The sequence below is a fragment of the uncultured Microbacterium sp. genome, assembly GCF_900078385.1.
Classification (GTDB): domain Bacteria; phylum Actinomycetota; class Actinomycetes; order Actinomycetales; family Microbacteriaceae; genus Microbacterium.
The window spans coordinates 248,222-270,264 of the sequence record NZ_FLQR01000007.1; the positions used below are offsets into that span (position 1 = coordinate 248,222).

Here is a 22,043-nt window from a genome sequence, read left to right on the forward strand (position 1 = left end):
CCGGGTAGACGGATGAGCGTCACCCCTCAACGGTGAGAGTGTGACGTCTATCCCCAGACGCGTCGCCCTCACCATAGACCGGCGGGTCCGACATCCTGCGCCGCACGGGCAGGGAATATTGAGGACGCGAAGGCGTTCCGCCGCGGCCGATGGGCGCCGCGGAAGACCTCGCAATAGAACGGACAGAAATGGTCTCTGATCTGGAACGAACCGTCCCGACGGAAAACTTTCGGGCTTAGCGCGGAATGCCCTCGGAACGACCGTGCAAGAGCCCTTGTCCCACAAGGGATCGGAGATTTCCGAACAGGGCCACAGCGCACGAGGAACCCGGTCCGAGCGAGATGCTCCGGCCGGGTTCTTCGCTTCCTCCCGGGCTTTTCGCGTGGTCGAGGGCCCGATCACCTCACCAGCGGTGGGCGACGTCCACGACGAGGCGACTCCCGGTGCCCGGCCCGTCCAGGATGAACACGCGGAACGGGAGTCGTGCCCGGACGCCGAGTGCGACGCTGCTCTGGCCTTCGTGGCTCCCTGCCCACGCGACCTGGCGGAACGTCGTGTAGCCCGTCACGTTGACGAGCTCCTTCCGGTTGGCAGGCGTGTAGGTCAGCTGTCCGGTGAGGACGTTGTAGTCGGGTGCGTAGGCGACGACCTGCAGGTCCGCGGCCCCCCGCACGGGAACCGGCACGCCCGACGCCTCGGTGAGGACCTGCGACACGTAGCGGACGTCGTATCCGTGGATGTCGTTCCGCACGTCGATGACCAGTCGGTCGAAGCAGGTGTGCCGCCCGGCCCGCACGTTCGTCAGGGACGCGTCCATGGTGCCGACCAGATGGGATTCCGGCAGCGATCCCCAGGTGATGCCGCAGTAGGGCGCGGCGGTTGCAGCAGGACCGCTGGACACCAGGAACACGGCGCCGAGCAGGATGCTGATCAATAGTGCAATGGAACGCTTCATCGCGATCCACTCCTAGAACTCAGGCCCCTCATCGCACATGGTACGCCCGAGATCCGGCGGCCGGCAGGCCCGGAGAATCACGAAATCGGTGTCAATTCCACCGGCGCGGAGCGGGCTCTCAGACGAGGTTGTGGAGGCGCCGCAGCGTCTGCTCGGCGCCGTCGGCGTCGCGTGCCGCGATGCAGTCGCGCAGGCGCAGGTACGCCTCGGTGCGCTGGTCAGGGTCGGGCAGGAACGGCGCCCAGCCGCGCAGGCTGTGCCGGATCGCGACCGACGTCTCGCGGATGAACCCCGCGAACACCCGGTTGCCGGCGGCGAAGGTGACCTTCTCGAACAGCGCGGCGTTCGCGTCGAACAGCCGGAGCGCGTCGTGCCCGACGGCGCCGACGACGGCATCCGCGGCCCTGACGAGGCCGGCGAGCTCGTCATCGCTGCAGGTCATCAGCGCGAGGTGCAGGACGTTGCCGAGCATGTACACCGTGAAGGCGCCCATGTCGCCGCGGGTCTGGTCGTCGTAGTCCGCGACCCGGGTGTAGCGGCCGACGGCGATCTCGACGAGCCCGAAGCGCTCCAGCCGCTGCAGCGCCTCCCGCACGGGTGTGCGCGAGACGCCGAGGTCGGCGGCGAGGTCGACGTCGCGGAGCCGCTGGCCGGGGGCGAGCCGCCCGTCCAGGATGGCGTCACCGATGCGGGCGTACACCTCGTCGCTGAGGATGGTGCCGCTGGTCAGTTCGATGGGTGGGAGTTGGGGGCGCATTGCCGCTCCAGTGTAGGGCGGACGTGGGGCGGATTCTCATCATTCTCCCTCTCGCCAGACCCCCGATATATCAGTAGAGTGACCCCGTCACGCTCGTCGTGACATATCCGGGGGGATCCGTCGACGCCCGGGCGAGCGTGCATCTGCCGTGGCGCCCGGGCGTCGAATGGGAGTCGGTCATGCAACATCTGCGTAACCATCGGCTGCCTGCTTCCCTGCACCGGCACGCGGCCGTTACCGTGGGATCACCCGGCGCGGACGCGCCGGACTCATGCGGAGGTAAGGCAGTTTCATGAGCACCAGCGGTACCGTCAAGTGGTTCAACTCGGAGAAGGGTTTCGGGTTCATCGCACCCGATGAGGGCGGCGCTGACGTGTTCGCCCACTACTCCGCCATCCAGTCGGGCGGCTACCGCTCGCTCGAGGAGAACCAGCGCGTCGAGTTCGAGATCGCGCAGGGCCCGAAGGGCCTGCAGGCGGAGAACATCCGCCCGCTGTGATCGACGGCGTCAGCCCCTCGTGAGACGGTCGTAGTCCGCGAGGGCTGACGCGTCCTCGGCATCCCGCAGCGCCCGCCGCGCCGCATCCAGGGCCGCCACCGGATCGTCGGCACCGCGCGCCCGCGCGAGCTCCTGCTCCGCGGTCGCGAGCCGCACCCGTGCGTCGGCACCGGACCGCGCGACCGCGGGCGCCGCGTGCGCGATCGCGTTCCGTGCCGCCGCCAGGGTTCCCGGCAGCGCCGTGCGCGCGCCCCGCAGCCGCTGCTGCGCCGTGCGGGCGTCGCCGAGCGCGAGATCGAGCCGATCGCGCAGCCGGGCCACCGCGACGACGGTCGCCGTGGGGCGGCGCAGCGCGTGCCGCTCCTCGGCCGTGAGGGCGGCCTCGATCTCCCGCATCTGCGCGCCGAGACGCTCCGCGTCGGCGGGCTCCAGGCCGCTGCGGACCGTCGCCGCCTGACGCAGCGCCCCCCGAGCCGCCTCCACCTGGCCGGCGACGGCATCCGCCGCGTCCAGGACGACGCGGTGGTTCTCCTCGAGCGTCCGCGCGGCGGTCTGCGTGCGGCGGATCGTGCGCTCGGCTCGCGTGAGGGCCGCGAGAGCGCTCCGCGTGGGATCGGCGGCGCGCTCGGCCGCGTCGCGCAGCAGCCGCTCGGCCTCCGCGAGCCCGGCGTGCGCATCCGTGGCCGCACGTGCGGCATCCGTCCACTCGGACGCGTCGAAGCGGGCGGCCAGTTCGTCCAGCAGCGCCTGGGGATCTCCGATCTGATCGCGGAGGCTCGCCCAGCGCTCCTGTGCCGCCCGCACCTGCGCGGTGGCGGTCACGTTGGCGTCCATCCAGTCCGCATGCTCCGTGCGGGCGTGCGCGATGGCCGCCGTCGCGGCATCGGTGCGGGCGCGGATCCGCCGGCTGACCCGCGTCACCTCGTCGGGATGCGTGTCGGCGTCGAGCTGGCGGAACTCGGCGAATGCCTCGTCCCGCGCATGCTGCGCCGTCATCCGCGCGCGGCGGAGGGCGGTCGGCGCCGTGCCGTCGTAGAGCGCGCCGGAGAGGCCGACCTCGATGTCGAGCTCGGCGACAGCATCGTCGAGCCTGACGAGAGCCGACCCGGCGGCTGTGCGCTCGGCCTCGGCGGCGGCGCGTGCGCGCGGTGAGCGTCGCGCGCGTCGCAGCGCCCAGATCGAGGCGCTCGCAAGGAGCGCGGCTGCCCCGAAGACGATGAGCGCGGGCACGGCCCACTGCCACAGCGACTCCGGGGCGCCGTTCACGTCTCGTCCTCGATGAGGAGCAGGGCCCGCAGCTGTGCGGCGGTGTCGACGACGGCCTGCGCGCCTTCGGATTCGTGCGGCCAGCTGAACCCCCAGCGCACGAAGATGACCGGCACGCCGTGCTCCGCGCCGCCCTCCACGTCGTGGTGGCGGTCGCCGATGAGCACGGGACGGCTCGTGTCGTAGCCGGCCACCGCGAGCTGACGGAGCGCCTCGCGGACGATGTCGGCCTTGGAGGCCAGCGTCTTCTCGTCGGGTGTCGCGCCGACGATGGCCTGGAGGTGCTCGTCCAGCTCGAAGTGGTCCATGAGGGCCGACACCTGCACCTCGGGCTTGGAGCTCGCCGTCGCCTGCGGGATGCCGGCGGCCGCCACCTCCGCGACGAGTTCGGCCATGCCGGGGTAGAGCTTCGCGCCGGTCGTGTAGCCGTCGGCCTTGCCGATCACCCGGTAGTGCGCGACGGCCTCGGCGGCGCGCTCCGGCGTCATCCCGGCGTTGGCCTGGAACGACTCGTGCATGGGCGGCCCGATCCAGTGCACGAGTTCGGCGCGCGTGGGGGCCGGCAGTCCGAAGTCGGCGAGGCAGAGCGTGAGCCGCCGGAGGATCCCGTCCGAGGCGTCGACGAGCGTCCCGTCGACGTCCCACAGGATGCAGCTCCACGGTGATCGGCTCGTCATGGTGACCACCCTACAAACCCCGTCGCCTCCGGCCGGCCGGGATCCGCCCGGCGGGTAGGCTCGACGCCGTGCGTCTCGTCATTGCCCGCTGCTCCGTCGACTACACGGGTCGCCTCAACGCGCACCTCCCGCTGGCCACGCGCCTCCTCGTCCACAAGGGCGACGGCAGCCTCCTCGTGCATTCCGACGGCGGGTCGTACAAGCCGCTGAACTGGATGAGCCCGCCCTGCACGCTCACGGTCGTCACGCCCGACGAGGACGACGTGGATGTCGTGGAGAAGTGGCGCGTGACCCACACGAAGACGGGGGATGCTCTGACGGTGCGCCTCTACGAGGTGCTCCACGACTCCTCGCATGAGCTGGGCCTCGACCCCGGTCTCGTGAAGGACGGCGTCGAGGCGGACCTGCAGCGACTGCTCGCCGAGCAGGTCGAGGTGATCGGCGCGGGCCTCACGCTCGTCCGCCGCGAGTTCCCGACCGCGATCGGTCCCGTCGACCTGCTGCTGCGCGATCCCGCCGGCGGCACGATCGCCGTCGAGGTCAAGCGCCGTGGCGACATCGACGGCGTCGAGCAGCTCACCCGCTACCTCGAGCTGCTCGGGCGCGACCCGCACCTCGCCCCCGTCACCGGCGTCTTCGCGGCGCAGGAGATCAAGCCGCAGGCGAAAGTGCTCGCCGCGGACCGCGGCATCCGCTGCGTCACCCTCGACTACGACGAGATGAAGGGCATCGACTCAGGAGCGCCGCGCCTGTTCTGACGCCCGCCCGGCTCAGTGGTGCCCGGCGCCGACCTTCGAGCCCGCGATGGGCTTGGCGGCACTCGAGGCGAAGCCCGACGCGAGGACGAGGGCCACGAGGATGAACAGGGTGTTGAGCAGGCCGATGTGGTCGCTGATGAAGCCGAGGATCGGCGGCCCGCAGAGGAACGCGACGTAGCCGATGGTCGCGGCGGCGCTCACCCGGGAGGCGGCCTTGGCGGGATCGTCGGCCGCCGCCGACATCCCGAGCGGGAAGCCGAGCGACGCGCCGATGCCCCAGAGCGCCGCCCCGACGAACACGAGCGGCAGGTTCGGCGCGAGGATGAAGAGCAGGATGCCGGCGCCCGCCGTCACGGCGAGGACGCGCAGCACCGCGACGCGGCCGAACCGGTCCACGAGCGGTCCTCCGAGGACGCGGACGACCGTCATCGCGACCGAGAAGACCGTGAGCGCGGCGGCGCCCAGTGCGGCACCGCCGCCGTGGTCCTCGCTCACGCCGAGCGCGAGCCAGTCGTTCGCGCCGCCCTCGGCGAAGGCCATGCCGAGCATCACGACGCCCAGGGCGTAGGTGCGCGGCTCCCGCCACGCGGAGAGAGCCAGGGCGATGCGGGCGCCCAGCGCCGGCTTCTCCGCACCGTCGGTCGCCGGGTCTCCGGCCGCCTCGCGCGGCGGGACGTTGAGGTACGCGACGACGGCGACCACGACGATCGCGACGGCGACGACGGCCGTGTGCGCGAACACGTCGATCCCGGTGCCCGCCGCGACGGCGCCCCATGCCGCGCCGATGACGGTGCCGAAGCTGAAGAACGCGTGGAAGAGCGGCAGGATCGTCTTCCCGACCTGGATCTCGATCGCGGCGCCATCCACGTTCATCATGACGTCGACGGCCCCGTTGCCGAAGCCGAACAGGCACAGGCCGATCACGACGATCACGACGGAGGGCACGAGGTTCGTCCCGATGCCGATGAGGGCGACGCCGACGGCGAAGACGAGCATGGCGCCGAGCATCCCGCGACGCGTGCCGAACCGGGCGATCACGACGGATGCGGCCGACAGGCCGAGGATCGAGGCGACGCCCATCCCGAGCAGCAGCAGGCCGATGTCGCTGTTCTCGATGGCGAGGTCGGCCTTGATGGACGGCACGCGCGAGGCCCACGTGGCGATGCTGAGCCCGCTCGCGGTGAAGATGGCGAAGATCGCGATGCGCCAGCGCAGCAGCTGCGACGAGGTCAGGGCGGTGTCCATCGGAACAGCGTACCGAATCGATTCGACCAACGGAAACCCGGCGGGCTACGATCGAGTCATGACCCGTCGCCCCACGATCGCCGACGTCGCCCGCGAAGCCGGCGTCTCGCCGTCGACGGCCTCCGTCGTGTTCAGCGGGAAGACCCCCGTGTCGGAGGCGACCCGACAGCGCGTGCGGTCGGCGGCGGCCGCGCTCGGCTACGCCGGCCCCGATCCGCTCGCCGCGTCGCTGCGCCGTGGTCGCAGCGGCATCGTCGGCGTCGTGTTCGAGGAGCACCTCGGCGCCGCGTTCCTCGACCCGGTCAAGACGCTCATGATGGACGGTCTCGCGGACGCCGTCGCGCCGCTCGGCGCGGGCCTCCTGCTCCTCCGTGACGAAGCGCTCACCGAGAACGCCCCGACCCTCTCGACGGCCCCCATCGACGCCGCCGTGCTGATCGGATGCAGCGGACTGCTCCGCGACTCGCTCGAACTCGTCCGCGCCCGGGGCCTCCCCGTCGTCGTCATCGAGGGCGACGCGGGCGAGGGCGTGCCGCGCATCATGCTCGACAACCGCGAGGCGCAGCGCCAGGCCGCCGATCACCTCCGCCGCCTCGGACATCGCGCCGTCGCGATCCTCACCCTGCCGCTGGACGCCGCTCGCCGGCGCGGCTGGGTGGCGCCGGACGCGGAGATCGCGGTCGACGTCACGCGGGAACGGCTGGCCGGCGCACGGGATGTCTTCCCGGATGCCGTCGTCTACGCCGCCGCCGGCAGCTTCATCGACGAGGGACTCGCCGCCGGACGCGTGCTCTTCGCCGACCCCGCGAACCGCCCGACCGCCGTCATCGCACAGAGCGACCTGCTCGCCGCCGGCGTCGTCCGCGCGGCTGAGGAGGCGGGCCTGCGGGTGCCGGCCGATGTCAGTGTCACCGGGTTCGACGGCGTGCAGGTCGACGGGCTGGCCCCGTACGAGCTGACGACGCTCGTGCAGGCCGCCGCGGAGAAGGGTCGCGCCGCCGGCGCCGCCATCGCGGCCATGCTCGAGGGGCGCGAGCCCGCCTCGATCCTGCTGACCTGCACGTTCCGCGAGGGCAGCACGACCGGTCCCGTGCGCTCCTGACCGGAAGGCGCGTCGTCTCGCGCCGGTAGACTGGGCCCCACGACCCCCCCGCAACTGCTCTGAGGAGGCCCGCTTGCTGTTCCTCCTCGGTGCGTTCGCGGTCCTGCCGCTGGCGCTCCCGTGGCTCGTGGGACGGCTCGGCGCTCGCGCGTTCTTCCTCGCGGCCCTCGTGCCGATCGCCGCGTTCGTCCACGCGCTCGTCGTGGCGCCGGATGTGTTCGCGGGCCGCAGCCCGTTCGAGACGTTCCCCTGGATCCCGCAGCTGGGCCTCGATCTGTCGATGCGGATGGACACCCTCGGCTGGGTCATGGCCCTCATCGTCACCGGCGTGGGCGCGCTCGTCATGGTCTACTGCCGCTGGTACTTCGACGGCAAGAAGGACGGCGTCGGCCAGTTCTCCGCCGTCCTGCTGGCCTTCGCGGGCGCGATGTACGGGCTCGTGCTGACCGACGACATCGTCGTCCTCGTGATGTTCTGGGAGATCACGAGCGTCCTGTCCTACCTCCTCATCGGCTTCTACCACCGCCGCGGCGCGAGCCGCCGAGCGGCCCTGCAGGCGCTCCTCGTGACGACCCTCGGCGGGCTCGTCATGTTCGTGGGCGTCGTCCTGCTCGTCGTGCACGTCGGCACGACGAGCATGTCCGAGATCCTCGAGACGAGCGCGGTCTGGCTGGGCGAAGGAGCGCCGATCGTCGACGCCGCGATCGTGATGATCCTCGTCGGCGCCCTCAGCAAGTCGGCGATCTTCCCGTTCCACTTCTGGCTTCCCGGAGCCATGGCCGCTCCGACCCCGGTGAGCGCGTACCTGCACGCCGCCGCGATGGTGAAGGCCGGCCTCTACCTCGTCGCCCGTCTCGCGCCGACGTTCGCGCTCACCGACCCGTGGCGCCCGATCGTCATCTCGCTCGGCATCTTCACGATGCTGCTCGGCGGGATCCAGGCGCTGCGCGAGTCCGACCTCAAGCGCGTCCTCGCCTTCGGCACCGTGAGCCAGCTCGGGATGCTCACGGCCGTGCTCGGCTACGGCTCGCGCAACACGGCGCTCGCGGGCCTCGCCCTCCTCCTCGGGCACGCACTGTTCAAGTCCGCCCTCTTCCTCGTCGTCGGCGTCATCGACCGGCAGCTGTCCACGCGCGACATCGGCGAGCTGTCCGGCGTGGGGCGGCAGGCTCCGACGCTCGCCGCGTTCTCGATGATCGCCGTGGCGTCGATGATCGGGATCATCCCGACGATCGGCTTCGTCGCGAAGGAGACGACGCTCGCGTCGCTGCTGGAATACGCGCGGGGCGACGCGTGGGCACTGGTGGCGCTCATCGGCATCCTGCTCGGATCCGTGCTGACCGCGGCCTACGGCATCCGCTTCCTCTGGGGCGCGTTCTCGACGAAGAAGGATGCCGCCGGGCAGCCGCGACCCGTCACGAAGTGGCCGGACCCGCCCATCGGCTTCCTCGCCGCCCCCGTCATCCTCGCGGGTCTCGCGATCGTCGGCGGCATCGCGGCGCCGGCCCTGGACACCGTCTTCGCGGGGTACGCCGATCTGGCCGCCGACCCCGCGCACGGGGGCCACATCGAGCACCTGGCGCTCTGGCACGGTCTGGAGCCGGCCCTCTTCCTCTCGCTCGGCACGATCGCGGCCGGCTTCCTGCTGTTCTGGCTCGTCCGCGTGACGAACTGGCACTCCCGCGTCCTGCCGTTCACGGCCGCCGATGCGTACAACCTGGTCCTCCGCGGCATCGCGCGGGCCGCCGTCGCGACCACCACCTTCACGCAGCGCGGCTCGCTGCCCGTCTACGTCGGCACGATCTTCGTCGTGTTCGTCGCTGCGGAGGGGACGGCGCTCCTCGCCGGCGGGGACTGGCAGATCCAGCTGGACGGCTGGCAGACGACGATGCAGCTTGTCGTCGCGCCGATCATGATCCTCGCCGGGGCGGTCGCCGTCCGCGCGCGCAAGCGCTACACGGGCGTCGTGCTCGTATCGGTGACCGGGCTCGGCATGGTGCTGCTCTTCGCCACGAGCGGCGCGCCCGACCTCGCCCTGACGCAGATCCTCGTCGAGACCGTGACCCTCGTCGCGTTCTCCCTCGTGCTCCGGCGGATCCCGGCCCGCATGGGCGAGCACAACGCGTCGGTCCTCCCAGTCGTCCGTGCGGTCATCGCGATCGCCGTGGGAGCCACGATGGCGATGGTGGCTCTCGTGGCGACCGGCGCGCGGGTCGCCGATCCCATCTCCGACCGGTTCCCCGAGCTCGCGTACGAGCTCGGCCACGGCCGCAACGTTGTGAACGTCGCGCTCGTCGACCTCCGTGGCTGGGACACGATGGGGGAGCTGTCGGTGCTCATCCTCGCCGCCACGGGCGTGGCATCCCTCGTCTTCGTCACGCACCGCGCCGACAACCTCTCCGCCGGCACCGCATCGATGCCGACCGGCGTGATCCGCCACCGGCGACCGCTCGTCGAGACGACCGACGGGCCGCGGCCGCGGGCCGCGTCGCCGGACAGCACGCGCCAGACGTGGCTCATCGGCGGGCAGCGGGTGCGGCCGGAGAACCGGTCCATCGTGCTCGAGGTCATCGTCCGCATCCTCTTCCACACGATCATCGTCGTCTCGATCTACCTGCTCTTCGCGGGCCACAATCTGCCGGGTGGCGGGTTCGCGGGCGGCCTGGTGGCGGGGATGGCGCTCGTCATGCGCTACGTCGCCGGCGGGCGCTACGAACTGGGCGCCGCGGCTCCCACGGATGCCGGTCGGCTGCTGGGCGCCGGCATGGCGCTCGCGGTCGCGACCGCCCTCGTCCCGGTGCTCTTCGGCGCCGCACCGCTGACGAGCGCGTTCTTCGAGGCGGATCTCCCCCTCGTCGGCCACGTCGAGTTCGTCACGTCCACCCTCTTCGACATCGGCGTGTACCTCGTCGTCATCGGCCTCGTGCTCGACGTGCTCCGCTCGCTCGGGGCCGAGGTCGACCGTCAGTCGCAGGACCTCCGCGAGCGGGGGGTGAGCGTCGCATGACCGTCTCGCTCGTCCTCATCGTCATCATGGGCGCCCTCTTCGCCGCCGGCGTCTACGCGATGCTCGAGCGCAGCCTCACCCGCGTCCTCATCGGCTTCCTGCTCCTCGGCAACGCGGCGAACCTGTTCCTGCTCGTCGTGATGGGCCGCCCGGGCGTCGCGCCGTTCTTCGGCTCCGCCGACTCGCCGGAGGAGATGAGCGATCCGCTGCCCCAAGCCCTCACCCTCACGGCCATCGTGATCACCTTCGCGGTCTCGGCGTTCCTGCTCGCGCTCATCTACCGCTCGTGGCAGCTGGGTCAGGCCGACACCGTGCACGACGACGAGGCAGACCTCGCGATCCGCGTCCGCGCGGCCGAGGACGAGGACACGATGGGCGACGAGATCAGCGACACCGACGACGACGCCACGACCGACTTCCTCGGCCTCGACACCGCGCCGATCACGGTGCTGCACAGCCGCGACTTCGACGCGCTCCGCGATGACGCGCCCACCGACTCCCCCGTCGACGCCTCGGCCGGATCACGGGAGGACGACCGATGAGCGGCCTCGTCCCCCTGCTGGTCACGCTGCCGTTCCTCGGTGCGGCGGTCGCCCTGATCTTCGGTCGCCGTCGCCGCGTGCAGGTCGGCGTCTCGATCATCACGCTGACGCTCGTCCTCGGGATCGCCGCCGTCCTGCTGTACGACGTGCACAGCTCCGGCGTCCCCCTCGCGGTCTCGGTCGGCGGCTGGCCCGTGCCGTTCGGCATCGTGCTCTACGTCGACCGGCTCTCCGCGCTGCTCGTCGTCGTCTCGAGCATCGTGCTGCTCGCCGTCCTGCTGTTCTCGGTCGGCCAGGGCGCCGCCGACGGCGACGACGAGACCCCCGTCTCGATCTTCCACCCGTCGTATCTGATCCTCGCGGCCGGCATCTTCACGGCGTTCATCGCGGGGGACCTCTTCAACCTGTACGTGGGGTTCGAGATCCTGCTCGTGGCCTCCTACGTCCTCATCACCCTCGGCTCGACGGAGTCCCGCATCCGCACGGGTGTCGTCTACATCGTCGTGTCGCTGGTCTCCTCGATCCTGTTCCTCGCCGCCATCGCCGCCATCTACGGTGCGCTCGGCACCGTAAACATGGCGCAGCTGTCGCAGCGCATGACGGAGCTGCCGCAGGAGGTGCAGCTCGTGCTGCATCTCATGCTGCTGCTCGCCTTCAGCATCAAGGCGGCGGTGTTCCCGCTGTCGTTCTGGCTGCCCGACTCCTACCCGACGGCGCCCGCCCCCGTCACGGCCGTGTTCGCGGGCCTGCTGACGAAGGTCGGCGTGTACGCGATGATCCGCACCGAGACGCAGATCTTCCGTGACGACGACGTCAACATGCTCCTGCTCATCGTGGCGCTCGCGACCATGATCGTCGGCGTCCTCGGCGCAGTCGCGCAGGCCGAGCTCAAGCGCATCCTGTCGTTCACGCTCGTGAGCCACATCGGGTACATGGTGTTCGGGCTCGCGGTGGCCACGCCCGCGGCGCTGGGCGCCACGATCTACTACATGGTCCACCACATCGTGGTGCAGACGACGCTCTTCCTCGCCGTCGGCCTCGTCGAGCGCCGTGCCGGGTCGACCTCGATCCTCAAGGTCAAGGGCCTCATGAAGGCGGCCCCCGTGATCGCGGTGCTCTACTTCCTCCCCGCCATCAACCTCGGCGGCCTGCCGCCGTTCTCGGGGTTCATCGGGAAGTTCGCGCTCTTCGAGGCGGCGGCCGCGGTCGGCACGCCGATCATGTACGTCCTCATCATCGGCGGGATCGTCACGAGCCTGCTGACCCTCTACGCCCTTATGCGCGCCTGGAATCTGTCGTTCTGGCGCGAGGACGAGGACCAGCTCGACGATCCGGGCGTGCCGGAGCGGATCGCCTACCTGGACGGTGCGCCGGCCGCCGCGACGCAGACCGAGCGACGCGTCATCCCCCGCATCATGACGGCAGCCACCGCCGGGATGGTCGGCGTGACGCTGGCCCTCACGGTGTTCGCCGGGCCGCTGTACGACCTGTGCGCGAGCATCGGCGACGCGCTGCAGGACCCGATCAGCCTGAGCGAGCTGGAGGGTGAGCGATGAGCCCCACCGTCGTCTCCGCGATCTGGCGTCAGCTGCCGTTCTTCATCTGGCTCGTCGCGCTGTGGATGCTGCTCTGGGCGCAGTTCACGGTGCTGTCCCTGCTCACCGGGATCGTCGTCGCGATCTTCGTCACCCGCATCTTCCGCCTCCCGCCCGTCGAGCTGTCCGGACGCGTGAACCTCTGGTGGGGATTCGTCTTCGTCGCGGAGTTCCTGCTGTCGCTCGTGCGCGGTTCCCTCCTCGTGGCCTGGCAGGTGCTCAACCCGGCGCACTACCCCGGGACCGCGATCATCGCGGTGCCGCTCGTGACGGATGACGACCTGATCATGACGCACGTCGGCGTCACCGCCTCGCTCATCCCCGGGTCCCTCATCGTGGACGTCGACCGCGACCGCCGCATCCTGTACCTGCACATCATCGGCGTGCGGGACGCCGAGGACATCGAGGCGCAGCGCCGCTCGGTCATGCACTGGGAGAGGCGCATCGTGCGCGCCGTCGGCTCGCGCGCGCAGGTGGAGAAGATCCGCGCCGCCGAGGAGGCACGCTCATGAGCGATGTGCTGCTGATCGCCATCTACGCGGCCTTCGGGGTCGCGGGGCTCCTGACCGTGTGGCGGATCATCCTGGGCCCGTCGATCCTCGACCGCGCCGTGGCATCCGACGTGCTGCTGACCCTCGTGATGTGCGCGCTCGGCGCCGAGATGGCGGTCAACGGCCATACCCGCACCCTGCCGGTGCTGCTCATCGTGGCGGCCGTCGGCGTGTTCGGGTCGATCTCGATCGCGCGGTTCGTGGCGCGGCGGGACGGAGAGGGACGATGAACGAGATCCTGGACGTCGTCGCACTCGTCCTCATCCTGATCGGCGCGCTCCTGTGCCTCACGGCCGCGATCGGCCTCCTCCGCTTCCACGACGTGCCGACGCGCCTGCACGCCGCGACGAAGCCGCAGGTGCTGGGCTTCATCCTCATCTGCATCGCGGTGGCGATCGGCCTCCGCTCGTGGCAGGCGGCCGCGTTCCTCCTCCCCGTGATCCTCATCCAGCTCGCCACGGCACCGCTGTCGGCGCACATGGTCGGCCGCCAGGCGTACCGGAACGGAACGGTGGACGAGCACTCGCTCGTCGTGGACGAGCTGGCCGAGTCGAAGCAGACGCCGCCCGCCGCGGGCGGCTGAGTCAGCCGGCCGGGGTCAGCGTGAGCGTGTGCACGGCTGCCGCCCGCACGGCGTCCGGCGTGAACGGCCACGGGGTCTGCCGGGCCTCCTGCCACGCCTCGACCTGATCGGTGTAGTTCGGGTGGAAGGCGTGCCCGCTCACGCCGGTCAACTGGTTCCACCGCGACGCGTCGAGGTCGGCGAGATCGACGGTCATCCGCATCGAGGGCACCGTGACGGTCGCGAAGCTGCCGGTGCCGATCGTCCACCCGGTGGCATCGACGACGGAGGTGCCGCCGCCGACGGGGATCGGCCCGCGGTTGAACAGCGCCTCGATCGGCGCGATCCCGCTCGTGCCGAAGCTGTCGTGGGTCAGCGGGAGCGCGTGCAGGGTGCCCCAGCGCCACTGCGCGGGATCGTCGCCCTGCAGCCCCACGAGGCGGTCGTAGGCGTCCTCGGCGGCGCGCGCCAGCATCTCGTCGCGACCCGTGACCCCGACCTGCTCGTTCGTCCACCACTCCGAGCCCGGCTCATCGAGGAGCCGGTCGACGAGGGTGAAGAGGCGGGACTGCCCGGACACCGGCGCCGGGTCGGGGCGACGCGAGAACAGGTCCTGCACCAGCTCGTCCCACAGGACGTTCGCGTAGGCCGCGGCGGGGGAGCGATCGAGGTTCTGGGCATCCCAGTCGGCGAGGAGCGCGAGCGCACGACGCGTCCCCGCGTCGTCGACGTCGATCTCGGCGTACGCGGCGGCGAGGCGCTTGCCCATCCAGAACTCCTGGTCGGCCTGGATGGCGGTCATGTCGTCGGCGGTCAGCTTCTTCGTCGCCGCGGTGCGCTCGATGAGGTCCACGATGCGCGCCGCGCGCCAGCCGTTGTCCCAGTCCACCGTGAGCAGGTGCGGGTAGGCCTCGCCGACGATCGCGTTGTTTGCCGTGACGATGTAGCCCGACGGGGGGTTGTAGAGCGTGGGCAGCTCGTCGAACGGGATGTAGCCCTTCCAGTCGTACGCGGGGTCCCATCCCGGCTGGGGGAGCGAGCCGTCTCCGGCGCCGCGGATCGGGAGCTTGCCGGGCGTCTGGTAGCCGATGTTGCCGACCCGGTCGGCGTACACGAGGTTCTGCGCCGGGACGTCGAAGAGGGCCGCGGCGGCCTGGAACTGCGTGAAGCTGCGGGCGGTGTCCAGCGCGAAGATGGCGCGCGCCGTGGTGCCGGGCTCCAGGGCCGTCCACCGCAGGCTCACGGCCGGCTCTGCACCGGGGGCGCCCGGGGGCGGCTGGTCGGCGATCGCCGTGAAGTCGTCGGTGAGGCCCGAGACGATCGGGCCGTGCCCGGTCGAGCGGATCTCCAGCTCGACGTCGTCCCCGCCGGCGACCTTCAGCGTCTCGGTGCGGATCTCGAGGGGCACGAGCTCGCCGTCCCGCCAGTACGCGTCGCCCTCGAGCGACTCGATGTACAGGTCGGTGACATCCGTCGTGAGGTTCGTGAAGCCCCAGGCGATGTCGGCGTTGTGGCCGATGATGACCCCGGGCATGCCCGCGAACCCGAACCCGGTGACGTCGAAGGCGCAGGCATCCGTGACGGTGCGACAGCGCAGCCCCACCTGGTGCCACACGCTCGGCAGGGACGCGCCGAGGTGCGGATCGTTCGACAGCAGCGGGAGGCCGCTCTCCGTGAGGTCGCCCGAGACGACCCAGGAGTTCGACCCGACGCCCTCGCCGGCTCCGCCGAGGAGCGTCGAGACGGCCTCGATGACGCCGTCCACCTCTGCCCACTCGACGGCGGGCGCGCTGCTGCGCGCCGCGTCCGCCGTGTCCTCCCCGGGCGGCGTCACGCTCGGGACGATGACGGGATTGCGCGCGTACGGATAGTCGGGATAGAGGTCGGCGATCTGCTCCGGGGTGTACGCGGTCATCAGGAGCGCGCGCTCCGTCTCCTCCTCGATGTTGGTCCGAAGGTCCCAGGCCATCGCCTTCAACCACGCGACGGAGTCCGCCGGCGTCCACGGCTCGATCTCGTAGTCGGCGTTCTGCAGGCCGAGCAGCGCGTACTCCAGCGACGCGTCGGCGCCGTCGTGCTCGGCGAGGTAAGCGTTCACGCCCTCGGCATAGGCGTCGTAGTACCCGCGCGACCGGTCGTCGAGCGCGGCCACCTCCTGCTCCGCGATCCGCCGCCAGCCGAGCGTGCGCAGGAAGGCGTCGGTCCCGAGCTGGGAGGCACCGAACAGCTCGGAGAGCCGGCCGCTCGTGACGTGCCGGCGGAAGTCCATCTCCCAGAACCGGTCCTGGGCGTGCACGTAGCCCTGCGCGAAGAAGAGGTCGTGCGTGCTCTCGGCGACGATCGTCGGCACGCCCAGCCCGTCACGGTGGACCGTCACCTCCGAGCTGAGCCCGGCTGCCGCGATGGAGCCGTCCTGCTGCGGGAACGAGCGTTGGATCGTCCAGACGACCAGGCCCGCGGCGATGAGGGCGATGACGACGAGGGCGGAGACGAGACCCACGACAGCGATCGCCAGCTTCCGCCGCAACGAGCGCCGCGCCGTCGGCGGGGAGCCGTCGGGGGTCGCGGGCAGGTCGGGCATCGTCATCGAAGCGCTCTCCGGGGGCGGTGCAGACGCAGCCCGCAGCGGGCCCGGTCCCGTGCCCCCAGGGTCGGCGGGACCGTGGTGGAATCGTATCCCGGGCGGACTCAGTCGGCGCCGAAGTCGAACGACGCCGAGTCCGAAGCCTCTTCGACGGCGTCCGCGAGCTGGGCGCCCGCCGCGTCCTGCGGCTCGGCGCGGCCGGTGATCTCGTCCGCGCTCCCGCGGGAGAGCTCGCCGACGAGCTCGGCGGTCGCGCCGCCGATGAGGCCGAGGCCGGCGTACTGCTCGAGCCGCGACCGAGAGTCGGCGATGTCGAGGTTGCGCATCGTGAGCTGCCCGATCCGGTCGGTCGGGCCGAAGGCGGCGTCGCCGACGCGCTCCATCGAGAGCTTCTCGGGACCGTACGACATGACCGGGGCGGTGGTGTCGAGCAGCGTGTAGTCCTCGCCCCGCCGGAGGCGCAGGGTCACGGTGCCGGTGATGGTGGAGCCCACCCACTTCTGGATCGACTCGCGCAGCATGAGGGACTGCGGCTCGAGCCAGCGGCCCTCGTACATGAGGCGCCCGAGGCGCCGGCCCTGCTCGTGGTAGGTGGCGAGCGTGTCCTCGTTCAGGATGCTGTTGACGAGGCGCTCGTAGGCGATGAACAGCAGGGCCATGCCCGGCGCCTCGTAGATGCCGCGGCTCTTCGCCTCGATGATGCGGTTCTCGATCTGGTCGCTCATGCCGAGACCGTGACGCCCGCCGATGCGGTTCGCCTCGAAGACGAGCGCGACCGGATCGGCGAACTCGACCCCGTTGAGCGCGACGGGGCGGCCGCGGTCGAAGGTGACCGTGACGTCCTCGGTGGCGATCTCGACCGCGGGGTCCCAGAACCGGACGCCCATGATGGGCTCGACGGTCTCGAGCGACACGTCGAGGTGCTCCAGGGTCTTCGCCTCGTGCGTCGCGCCCCAGATGTTCGCGTCGGTCGAATACGCCTTCTCGGCGGAGTCGCGGTAGGGGAAGCCGTGCGCGACGAGCCACTCGCTCATCTCGGTGCGGCCGCCGAGTTCGGTGACGAAGTCGGCATCCAGCCACGGCTTGTAGATGCGCAGCGCGGGGTTGGCGAGCAGGCCGTAGCGGTAGAACCGCTCGATGTCGTTGCCCTTGTAGGTGGATCCGTCGCCCCAGATGTCGACGCCGTCCTCCTTCATGGCCCGCACCAGCAGCGTGCCGGTGACGGCACGCCCGAGGGGGGTCGTGTTGAAGTACGTGCGGCCGCCGCTGCGGATGTGGAACGCGCCGCACGCGAGGGCGACGAGACCCTCCTCGACGAGGGCCGTCTTGCAGTCGACCAGGCGCGCGACCTCCGCGCCGTACTCGAGCGCGCGGCCGGGGATCGCGGCGATGTCGTCTTCGTCGGGCTGCCCGAGGTCGCCCGTGTAGGTGCACGGCACCGCGCCCTTGTCGCGCATCCACGCGACCGCGACGGAGGTGTCGAGGCCCCCTGAGAAGGCGATGCCGACGCGCTCGCCGACGGGCAGGGACTGGAGGACCTTGGACATGGGGTCCAGTCTATCGACGGTGCTCCCGCCGCCCCGCTGACGGGTGGTCCGCGGCATCTCGATAGGATGGGGTGTAACCGTCCGATAACGGGGGAGCACCCATGCCAGGCATCGTGATCGTCGGCGTCCAGTGGGGAGACGAGGGCAAGGGCAAAGCCACCGATCTCCTCGGCGACCGGACCGACTGGGTCGTCAAGTTCAACGGCGGCAACAACGCCGGCCACACCGTCGTCATCGGCGACGAGAAGTACGCGCTGCACCTCCTGCCCAGCGGCATCCTCTCGCCGGGCGTCAACGCCGTCATCGGCAACGGCGTCGTGATCGACCTCGAGGTGCTCTTCGCGGAGCTGGAGGCGCTGCACGCCCGGGGACTCGACACGTCGCGGCTGCGCGTGAGCGCCAACGCGCACGTCATCACGCAGTACCACCGCACCCTCGACAAGGTGACGGAGCGCTTCCTCGGCAAGCGCATGATCGGCACGACGGGGCGTGGCATCGGGCCCGCCTACGCCGACAAGATCAACCGCGTCGGGATCCGCATCCAGGACCTCTTCGACGAGAACATCCTCCGGCAGAAGGTCGAGGGCGCCCTCGACCAGAAGAACCACCTGCTGCTGAAGATCTACAACCGGCGCGCGATCGCGGTGGACGAGGTCGTCGCCGACCTCCTCTCCTACGTCGATCGCCTGCGCCCGATGGTCGCCGACACGGCGCTGCTCCTGAACGACGCGCTGGATGCCGGCGACGTCGTCGTCTTCGAGGGCGGCCAGGCCACGATGCTCGACGTCGACCACGGCACGTACCCGTTCGTGACGTCCTCGTCGGCGACCGCCGGCGGCGCCTCGACGGGGTCCGGCGTCGGCCCGAACCGGCTCGACCGGATCGTCGGCATCGTCAAGGCCTACACGACGCGCGTGGGCTCGGGACCCTTCCCCACCGAGCTCTTCGACGAGTCCGGCGACTGGCTGCGCTCGCGCGGCTTCGAGTTCGGCACCACGACCGGCCGCCCGCGCCGCGTCGGCTGGTACGACGCCCCCGTGACGCGATACGCGACGCGGATCAACGGCATCACCGACCTCGTGCTGACCAAGCTCGACATCCTCACGGGCCTGGACCAGATCCCGGTGTGCGTCGCGTACGACGTCGACGGTGTGCGGTTCGACGAGGTCCCGGTGAACCAGTCCGACTTCCACCACGCCAAGCCGGTCTACGAGTACTTCCCGGGGTGGAAGGAAGACATCTCCACCGCGCGCTCGTTCGACGATCTGCCGGTCGAGGCGCAGGACTACGTCCTGGCACTGGAGGAGATGAGCAACACCCGCATCTCCGTCATCGGCGTCGGGGCCGCGCGGGACGCGGTCATCGTGCGCCACGACCTCGTGTGAGATTCCTCCTGGGCGGGTACACCGCCGAGATGGACGGGGCCGCGACCGGCATCGGCGTTCTGCACGCCGGGACACCGCACGACGTCCTCGCCGGCGGCCCCCTCGGGACCGGTCCCGACGCGGTCGCGATCGGCGGCTCGCCGTCGTGGATCGCGTGGCATCCGCGCGGCGATGTGCTCTACGCCGCGCTCGAGGGCGCCGGCGCAGTGCAGGCGTTCCGCCGGACGGGGGAAGTGTCCTTCGTCCGGCTCGGCACCGCTGTGGCCGCCGGCGATGCGGTGTGCCACCTCGCGGTCGCCCCCGACGGAGGTTCGCTCGTCGCCGCGTGCTGGGGCGATGGCCGCGTCGTGCGGATGACGCTCGCCGCCGACGGGACGCCGTCGGCTCCGGCCGTCGCCGCCCCCGCCGAGGACCCGCACGGCGCAGGCGGTCCGGTGCCGGCTGCGGGTGGCCCCCTGACCGACGGCGGCATCGATCTCGCCGCCGCGGCACGGGCGCTCCGGGACGCCGCCGGCGCCGAGTTCGCGCACCTCGTGCCGTTCGCCGCCGAGGCGGACGAGTCCGGGCAGGCCGACGCGCCGTCGCCGGTGCCGGAGTCGGCGCCGGCGCGACGATCCTCGCGCGCGCACCAGGCCCGGTTCCTCCCGGACGGCACGCTCGTGACGACCGACGCCGGCTTCGACGTCATCCGCTTCTGGAGCACCGCCGGCGGCCGGCTCCGCGAACGCGGGCGCGTCGTGCTGCCGCGGGGCTCCGCGCCGCGGCATACGGTGTGGCATCCGAGCGGACACCTCTACGTCGTGACCGAGCACTCGCTCGAGCTCTTCGCGCTCGCCCCGGATGCCGCGGGGGCGTGGCGCCTCGTCGGAGGCACGCCTCTCTCGCCGGCCGTGTCGGCGGGGGATGCGGCCGCCGAGGTGGCACTCTCCCGCGATGCGCAATTCGTCTACGCCGGTGTGCGGGGGACGGATGCCATCGCCTCGGTGCGGGTGCGCGATGCGGGGGCGTCGTTCACGCCCGTCGCGCTCGCCGAGGCCGGCGTGCGAGGGCCGCGGCACCATGTCGTCGTCCGGGACACCCTGCTGGTCGCCGGGCAGCGCTCCGACGAGGTCGCCTCGCTCACGCTCGACGAGCGCACCGGGGTCCCCGGGCGGGTGCGGCACCGCACGGCGGCGCCGTCGCCGTCCTGCATCCTGCCCGACGCGCCCTGATCAGCCGCCCTGGTGGCGGACGTACAGCTGCCCCGTCCCGTAGGGGTCGAAGGAGATCTCCGTCTCGTCGTCGTTCAGGCCGGTGTCCGCATCGAAGAAGGTCGCCGTCAGCACGAGGCCGCGGGCGCGCACCTCGTCCGTCGGCAGGCACGTCACGATGACATCGTCGCCGTCCGACGCGAGGCACGTCAGGGACCCGTCCGACCGCGTCCCCCACCAGTAGCTCGCGCCGTCGATCCAGGTGATGAGCCGGAGCGATCCGTCGTCCCAGGGCTGCCGTGCGGCGACGCGATCGCGACTGGCGAGCGCTCCGTCCGGAAGGGACAGCGGGGTGGACGTCGGTGTCGGGGCGGCGGCCGGGGCGCGCTGCACGGCGCTGAGCGCGTAGCCGGTGGCGACGCCGAGCACCAGCAGGAGGACCGCCGCTCCGGCGAGGAGCCACGCGGAGATCCGCCGGGCGGGCGGAAGCGGTGCACCCGGAGGGAGCGGCGTCTCGACGGGGGCGGCGGCGCCGACGGCATCCGCGACGACCGGCGCGCGCTGGGCGCGCTCGAGCTCCGCCAGCCGGGCGGCGTCCTCGGCGGAGAGGGGTGCGGCGCCGCGACCGTAGGCACGGGCGCGCAGCGCGCTCAGGTCGTCCACGCCACCATCGTCGCAGACGAGCCGCGGGACGTCAGGACCGAGGCCGGGTGGCGGCCGCGACGAGGCCGGTAGTGTCGAACGAGGAGGACACCATGGACGACGCCACCGCCGAAGACGCCACCGCACGACTGCACGACCTGCGTGCGAGCATCGACAACATCGACGCCGCGCTCATCTTCCTGCTCGCCGAGCGCTTCCGCTGCACGAAGCAGGTGGGCGTCCTGAAGGCGCAGCACGGGATGCCGGCCTCCGACCCCACCCGGGAGGAGCAGCAGATCGAGCGGCTGCGCCGCCTGTCCGTCGACGCCGACCTCGACCCGGAGTTCGCGCAGAAGTGGTTCAGCTTCGTCGTGGCCGAGGTGATCCGCCACCACACCGCCGCCGCCGAGGCCGACTGAGCGGTCGCCGGTCAGTCCGCGGGCCGGTCGCTCGGACGGCGTCCGGCATCCAATTCGAGCGCGACCTTGTTCTCGAGCACCTCGATGGCCTCGTCCGAGATGGAGATGAGCCCGTCGAGCTCCTCCCGCACGCGCCGGTAGGCGAGCTGCCGTTCCGCGGGGGTCGCCGCCTGATCGATCGCGATCGTGAGGAGCTGCTTCGCGGTGCTCAGTCGCTTGCGCTCGACCTCGGTGAAGGACGAATCCCGCACGCGGCGCGCGTCGCGCTCGGCGATGTCGAACGCGACCTCGAAGTCGGTGACGGCAGCACGGTATGCGGCGAGGTCACCCGCGCTCACCCGCGCGTCGACCGAGCGGGGCCGCAGGTTGTCGGCGGTCTTCCTCGCCCGCAGGAAGGCGGCGGTGAGGTCCTGCCGGCCATCGCTCATCGTGGGGAACGCGATCAGCTTGGCGACATCCAGCTCGTAGTCGAGCCAGCGCGCCGTGACGGCATCATGCGCGGCGAACAGCTGCTCGAGCTGGGTCGGGACGGGCGAGGGTCGCGTGATGGGCTTCGGCTCGGTCGCCGTCGCGACGGGGGTGTGGGCGGCCGCCTTCAACTCCCCCTTGGCCCGCAGGATCTCCAGGCGGCGCTTGTGCCGACGACGCGCGGCGCCCTCCCAGCCCCGTGCAGCGGCGCCCGCCGCTCCGATGAGCGGGAACGCCAGCCACCAGTAGTGGCCGAGGAACTCGAAGAACGCATCCACGGTGCCATGCTATG

21 protein-coding genes are annotated in these 22,043 nt (G+C 71.4%); 12 read left to right on the forward strand and 9 right to left on the reverse strand.

Features of this window, described 5'->3' with window-relative positions; translation table 11 throughout:
• Positions 1-403: 403 nt before the first annotated feature.
• Both QZL85_RS08915 and QZL85_RS08920 read right to left on the reverse strand, forming a co-directional pair.
• Positions 404-955 carry a hypothetical protein gene (locus QZL85_RS08915; RefSeq protein ID WP_295576163.1) on the reverse strand — a complete coding sequence of 184 codons (552 nt, stop codon included), beginning with the start codon at positions 953-955 and terminating at the stop codon, positions 404-406.
• A gap of 118 nt (positions 956-1,073) precedes the next feature.
• The gene (locus QZL85_RS08920; protein ID WP_295576166.1) at positions 1,074-1,712 is read right to left on the reverse strand and encodes a GntR family transcriptional regulator; all 639 of its coding nucleotides are present in this window, start codon (positions 1,710-1,712) and stop codon (positions 1,074-1,076) included.
• Between the two features lie 292 nt (positions 1,713-2,004).
• Here QZL85_RS08920 and QZL85_RS08925 point away from each other — a divergent pair, with 292 nt between their 5' ends.
• Positions 2,005-2,211 carry a cold-shock protein gene (locus QZL85_RS08925; RefSeq protein WP_028496198.1) on the forward strand — a complete coding sequence of 69 codons (207 nt, stop codon included), beginning with the start codon at positions 2,005-2,007 and terminating at the stop codon, positions 2,209-2,211.
• A gap of 9 nt (positions 2,212-2,220) precedes the next feature.
• Here QZL85_RS08925 and QZL85_RS08930 read toward each other — a convergent pair whose 3' ends face one another.
• Positions 2,221-3,477 carry a hypothetical protein gene (locus tag QZL85_RS08930; protein ID WP_295576168.1) on the reverse strand — a complete coding sequence of 419 codons (1,257 nt, stop codon included), beginning with the start codon at positions 3,475-3,477 and terminating at the stop codon, positions 2,221-2,223.
• The gene (locus tag QZL85_RS08935) at positions 3,474-4,154 is read right to left on the reverse strand and encodes an HAD hydrolase-like protein (protein ID WP_295576170.1); all 681 of its coding nucleotides are present in this window, start codon (positions 4,152-4,154) and stop codon (positions 3,474-3,476) included. Before QZL85_RS08935 ends, QZL85_RS08930 begins: the two co-directional genes overlap by 4 nt.
• Before the next feature lie 68 nt (positions 4,155-4,222).
• Between QZL85_RS08935 and nucS the strand changes: the two genes are divergently transcribed.
• Complete coding sequence (gene nucS, locus QZL85_RS08940) at positions 4,223-4,912, forward strand: endonuclease NucS (protein WP_295576172.1); 690 nt, start codon at positions 4,223-4,225, stop codon at positions 4,910-4,912.
• Between the two features lie 12 nt (positions 4,913-4,924).
• Here nucS and QZL85_RS08945 read toward each other — a convergent pair whose 3' ends face one another.
• A complete protein-coding gene (locus tag QZL85_RS08945; protein WP_295576173.1) occupies positions 4,925-6,157 on the reverse strand; it encodes an MFS transporter in 1,233 nt (410 codons plus the stop codon).
• Between the two features lie 58 nt (positions 6,158-6,215).
• Between QZL85_RS08945 and QZL85_RS08950 the strand changes: the two genes are divergently transcribed.
• The 7 genes from QZL85_RS08950 (at position 6,216) to mnhG (ending at position 13,537) form a co-directional block, all read left to right on the forward strand.
• Positions 6,216-7,259: a LacI family DNA-binding transcriptional regulator gene (locus QZL85_RS08950; RefSeq protein ID WP_295576175.1), complete on the forward strand. Its 1,044-nt coding sequence runs from the start codon at positions 6,216-6,218 to the stop codon at positions 7,257-7,259.
• Between the two features lie 73 nt (positions 7,260-7,332).
• On the forward strand, positions 7,333-10,266 hold the full coding sequence (locus QZL85_RS08955; RefSeq protein ID WP_295576177.1) for a Na+/H+ antiporter subunit A: 2,934 nt from the start codon (positions 7,333-7,335) through the stop codon (positions 10,264-10,266).
• On the forward strand, positions 10,263-10,808 hold the full coding sequence (locus tag QZL85_RS08960) for a Na(+)/H(+) antiporter subunit C (protein WP_295576179.1): 546 nt from the start codon (positions 10,263-10,265) through the stop codon (positions 10,806-10,808). The genes QZL85_RS08955 and QZL85_RS08960 overlap by 4 nt, the downstream gene beginning before the upstream one ends.
• Positions 10,805-12,364, forward strand: coding sequence for a Na+/H+ antiporter subunit D (locus QZL85_RS08965; RefSeq protein WP_295576182.1), 1,560 nt, complete (start codon positions 10,805-10,807; stop codon positions 12,362-12,364). The genes QZL85_RS08960 and QZL85_RS08965 overlap by 4 nt, the downstream gene beginning before the upstream one ends.
• Entirely contained in the window at positions 12,361-12,915 is a 555-nt protein-coding gene (locus tag QZL85_RS08970) for a Na+/H+ antiporter subunit E (RefSeq protein WP_295576183.1), read from the forward strand. The genes QZL85_RS08965 and QZL85_RS08970 overlap by 4 nt, the downstream gene beginning before the upstream one ends.
• Positions 12,912-13,184: a monovalent cation/H+ antiporter complex subunit F gene (locus tag QZL85_RS08975; protein ID WP_028496188.1), complete on the forward strand. Its 273-nt coding sequence runs from the start codon at positions 12,912-12,914 to the stop codon at positions 13,182-13,184. The genes QZL85_RS08970 and QZL85_RS08975 overlap by 4 nt, the downstream gene beginning before the upstream one ends.
• Positions 13,181-13,537 (forward strand): monovalent cation/H(+) antiporter subunit G, encoded by a 357-nt coding sequence (gene mnhG / locus QZL85_RS08980; protein ID WP_295576185.1) that lies wholly within the window; start codon positions 13,181-13,183, stop codon positions 13,535-13,537. Before QZL85_RS08975 ends, mnhG begins: the two co-directional genes overlap by 4 nt.
• Before the next feature lies 1 nt (position 13,538).
• On the opposite strand, the gene QZL85_RS08985 is transcribed toward mnhG, so the two are convergent.
• Together QZL85_RS08985 and argG are read right to left on the reverse strand one after the other, a co-directional pair.
• Positions 13,539-16,103, reverse strand: a complete 2,565-nt coding sequence (locus QZL85_RS08985) for a penicillin acylase family protein (protein WP_366208651.1) — start codon at positions 16,101-16,103, stop codon at positions 13,539-13,541.
• A gap of 101 nt (positions 16,104-16,204) precedes the next feature.
• Complete coding sequence (gene argG, locus QZL85_RS08990) at positions 16,205-17,647, reverse strand: argininosuccinate synthase (RefSeq protein WP_295576188.1); 1,443 nt, start codon at positions 17,645-17,647, stop codon at positions 16,205-16,207.
• Positions 17,648-17,748: 101 nt separating this feature from the next.
• Between argG and QZL85_RS08995 the strand changes: the two genes are divergently transcribed.
• Together QZL85_RS08995 and QZL85_RS09000 are read left to right on the forward strand one after the other, a co-directional pair.
• Positions 17,749-19,032, forward strand: a complete 1,284-nt coding sequence (locus tag QZL85_RS08995; protein ID WP_295576190.1) for an adenylosuccinate synthase — start codon at positions 17,749-17,751, stop codon at positions 19,030-19,032.
• A complete protein-coding gene (locus QZL85_RS09000) occupies positions 19,029-20,243 on the forward strand; it encodes a beta-propeller fold lactonase family protein (protein ID WP_295576193.1) in 1,215 nt (404 codons plus the stop codon). Before QZL85_RS08995 ends, QZL85_RS09000 begins: the two co-directional genes overlap by 4 nt.
• Here QZL85_RS09000 and QZL85_RS09005 read toward each other — a convergent pair whose 3' ends face one another.
• Positions 20,244-20,885 carry a hypothetical protein gene (locus QZL85_RS09005; protein WP_295576195.1) on the reverse strand — a complete coding sequence of 214 codons (642 nt, stop codon included), beginning with the start codon at positions 20,883-20,885 and terminating at the stop codon, positions 20,244-20,246.
• 92 nt (positions 20,886-20,977) lie between these two features.
• Between QZL85_RS09005 and QZL85_RS09010 the strand changes: the two genes are divergently transcribed.
• Positions 20,978-21,283, forward strand: a complete 306-nt coding sequence (locus QZL85_RS09010) for a chorismate mutase (RefSeq protein WP_295576197.1) — start codon at positions 20,978-20,980, stop codon at positions 21,281-21,283.
• Positions 21,284-21,294: 11 nt separating this feature from the next.
• Here the strand turns inward: QZL85_RS09010 and QZL85_RS09015 are convergent, their stop codons facing one another.
• The gene (locus QZL85_RS09015) at positions 21,295-22,029 is read right to left on the reverse strand and encodes a hypothetical protein (RefSeq protein WP_295576199.1); all 735 of its coding nucleotides are present in this window, start codon (positions 22,027-22,029) and stop codon (positions 21,295-21,297) included.
• Positions 22,030-22,043: the final 14 nt, after the last annotated feature.

Bases quoted from the DNA above. Each gene is read 5' to 3' on its own strand.
- QZL85_RS08915 (WP_295576163.1), bottom strand. From the start codon at position 955: ATGAAGCGTTCCATTGCACTATTGATCAGCATCCTGCTCGGCGCCGTG.
- QZL85_RS08920 (WP_295576166.1), bottom strand. From the start codon at position 1,712: ATGCGCCCCCAACTCCCACCCATCGAACTGACCAGCGGCACCATCCTC.
- QZL85_RS08925 (WP_028496198.1), top strand. From the start codon at position 2,005: ATGAGCACCAGCGGTACCGTCAAGTGGTTCAACTCGGAGAAGGGTTTC.
- QZL85_RS08935 (WP_295576170.1), bottom strand. From the start codon at position 4,154: ATGACGAGCCGATCACCGTGGAGCTGCATCCTGTGGGACGTCGACGGG.
- QZL85_RS08945 (WP_295576173.1), bottom strand. From the start codon at position 6,157: ATGGACACCGCCCTGACCTCGTCGCAGCTGCTGCGCTGGCGCATCGCG.
- QZL85_RS08950 (WP_295576175.1), top strand. From the start codon at position 6,216: ATGACCCGTCGCCCCACGATCGCCGACGTCGCCCGCGAAGCCGGCGTC.
- QZL85_RS08960 (WP_295576179.1), top strand. From the start codon at position 10,263: ATGACCGTCTCGCTCGTCCTCATCGTCATCATGGGCGCCCTCTTCGCC.
- QZL85_RS08965 (WP_295576182.1), top strand. From the start codon at position 10,805: ATGAGCGGCCTCGTCCCCCTGCTGGTCACGCTGCCGTTCCTCGGTGCG.
- QZL85_RS08970 (WP_295576183.1), top strand. From the start codon at position 12,361: ATGAGCCCCACCGTCGTCTCCGCGATCTGGCGTCAGCTGCCGTTCTTC.
- QZL85_RS08975 (WP_028496188.1), top strand. From the start codon at position 12,912: ATGAGCGATGTGCTGCTGATCGCCATCTACGCGGCCTTCGGGGTCGCG.
- mnhG (WP_295576185.1), top strand. From the start codon at position 13,181: ATGAACGAGATCCTGGACGTCGTCGCACTCGTCCTCATCCTGATCGGC.
- QZL85_RS08985 (WP_366208651.1), bottom strand. From the start codon at position 16,103: ATGACGATGCCCGACCTGCCCGCGACCCCCGACGGCTCCCCGCCGACG.
- argG (WP_295576188.1), bottom strand. From the start codon at position 17,647: ATGTCCAAGGTCCTCCAGTCCCTGCCCGTCGGCGAGCGCGTCGGCATC.
- QZL85_RS08995 (WP_295576190.1), top strand. From the start codon at position 17,749: ATGCCAGGCATCGTGATCGTCGGCGTCCAGTGGGGAGACGAGGGCAAG.
- QZL85_RS09010 (WP_295576197.1), top strand. From the start codon at position 20,978: ATGGACGACGCCACCGCCGAAGACGCCACCGCACGACTGCACGACCTG.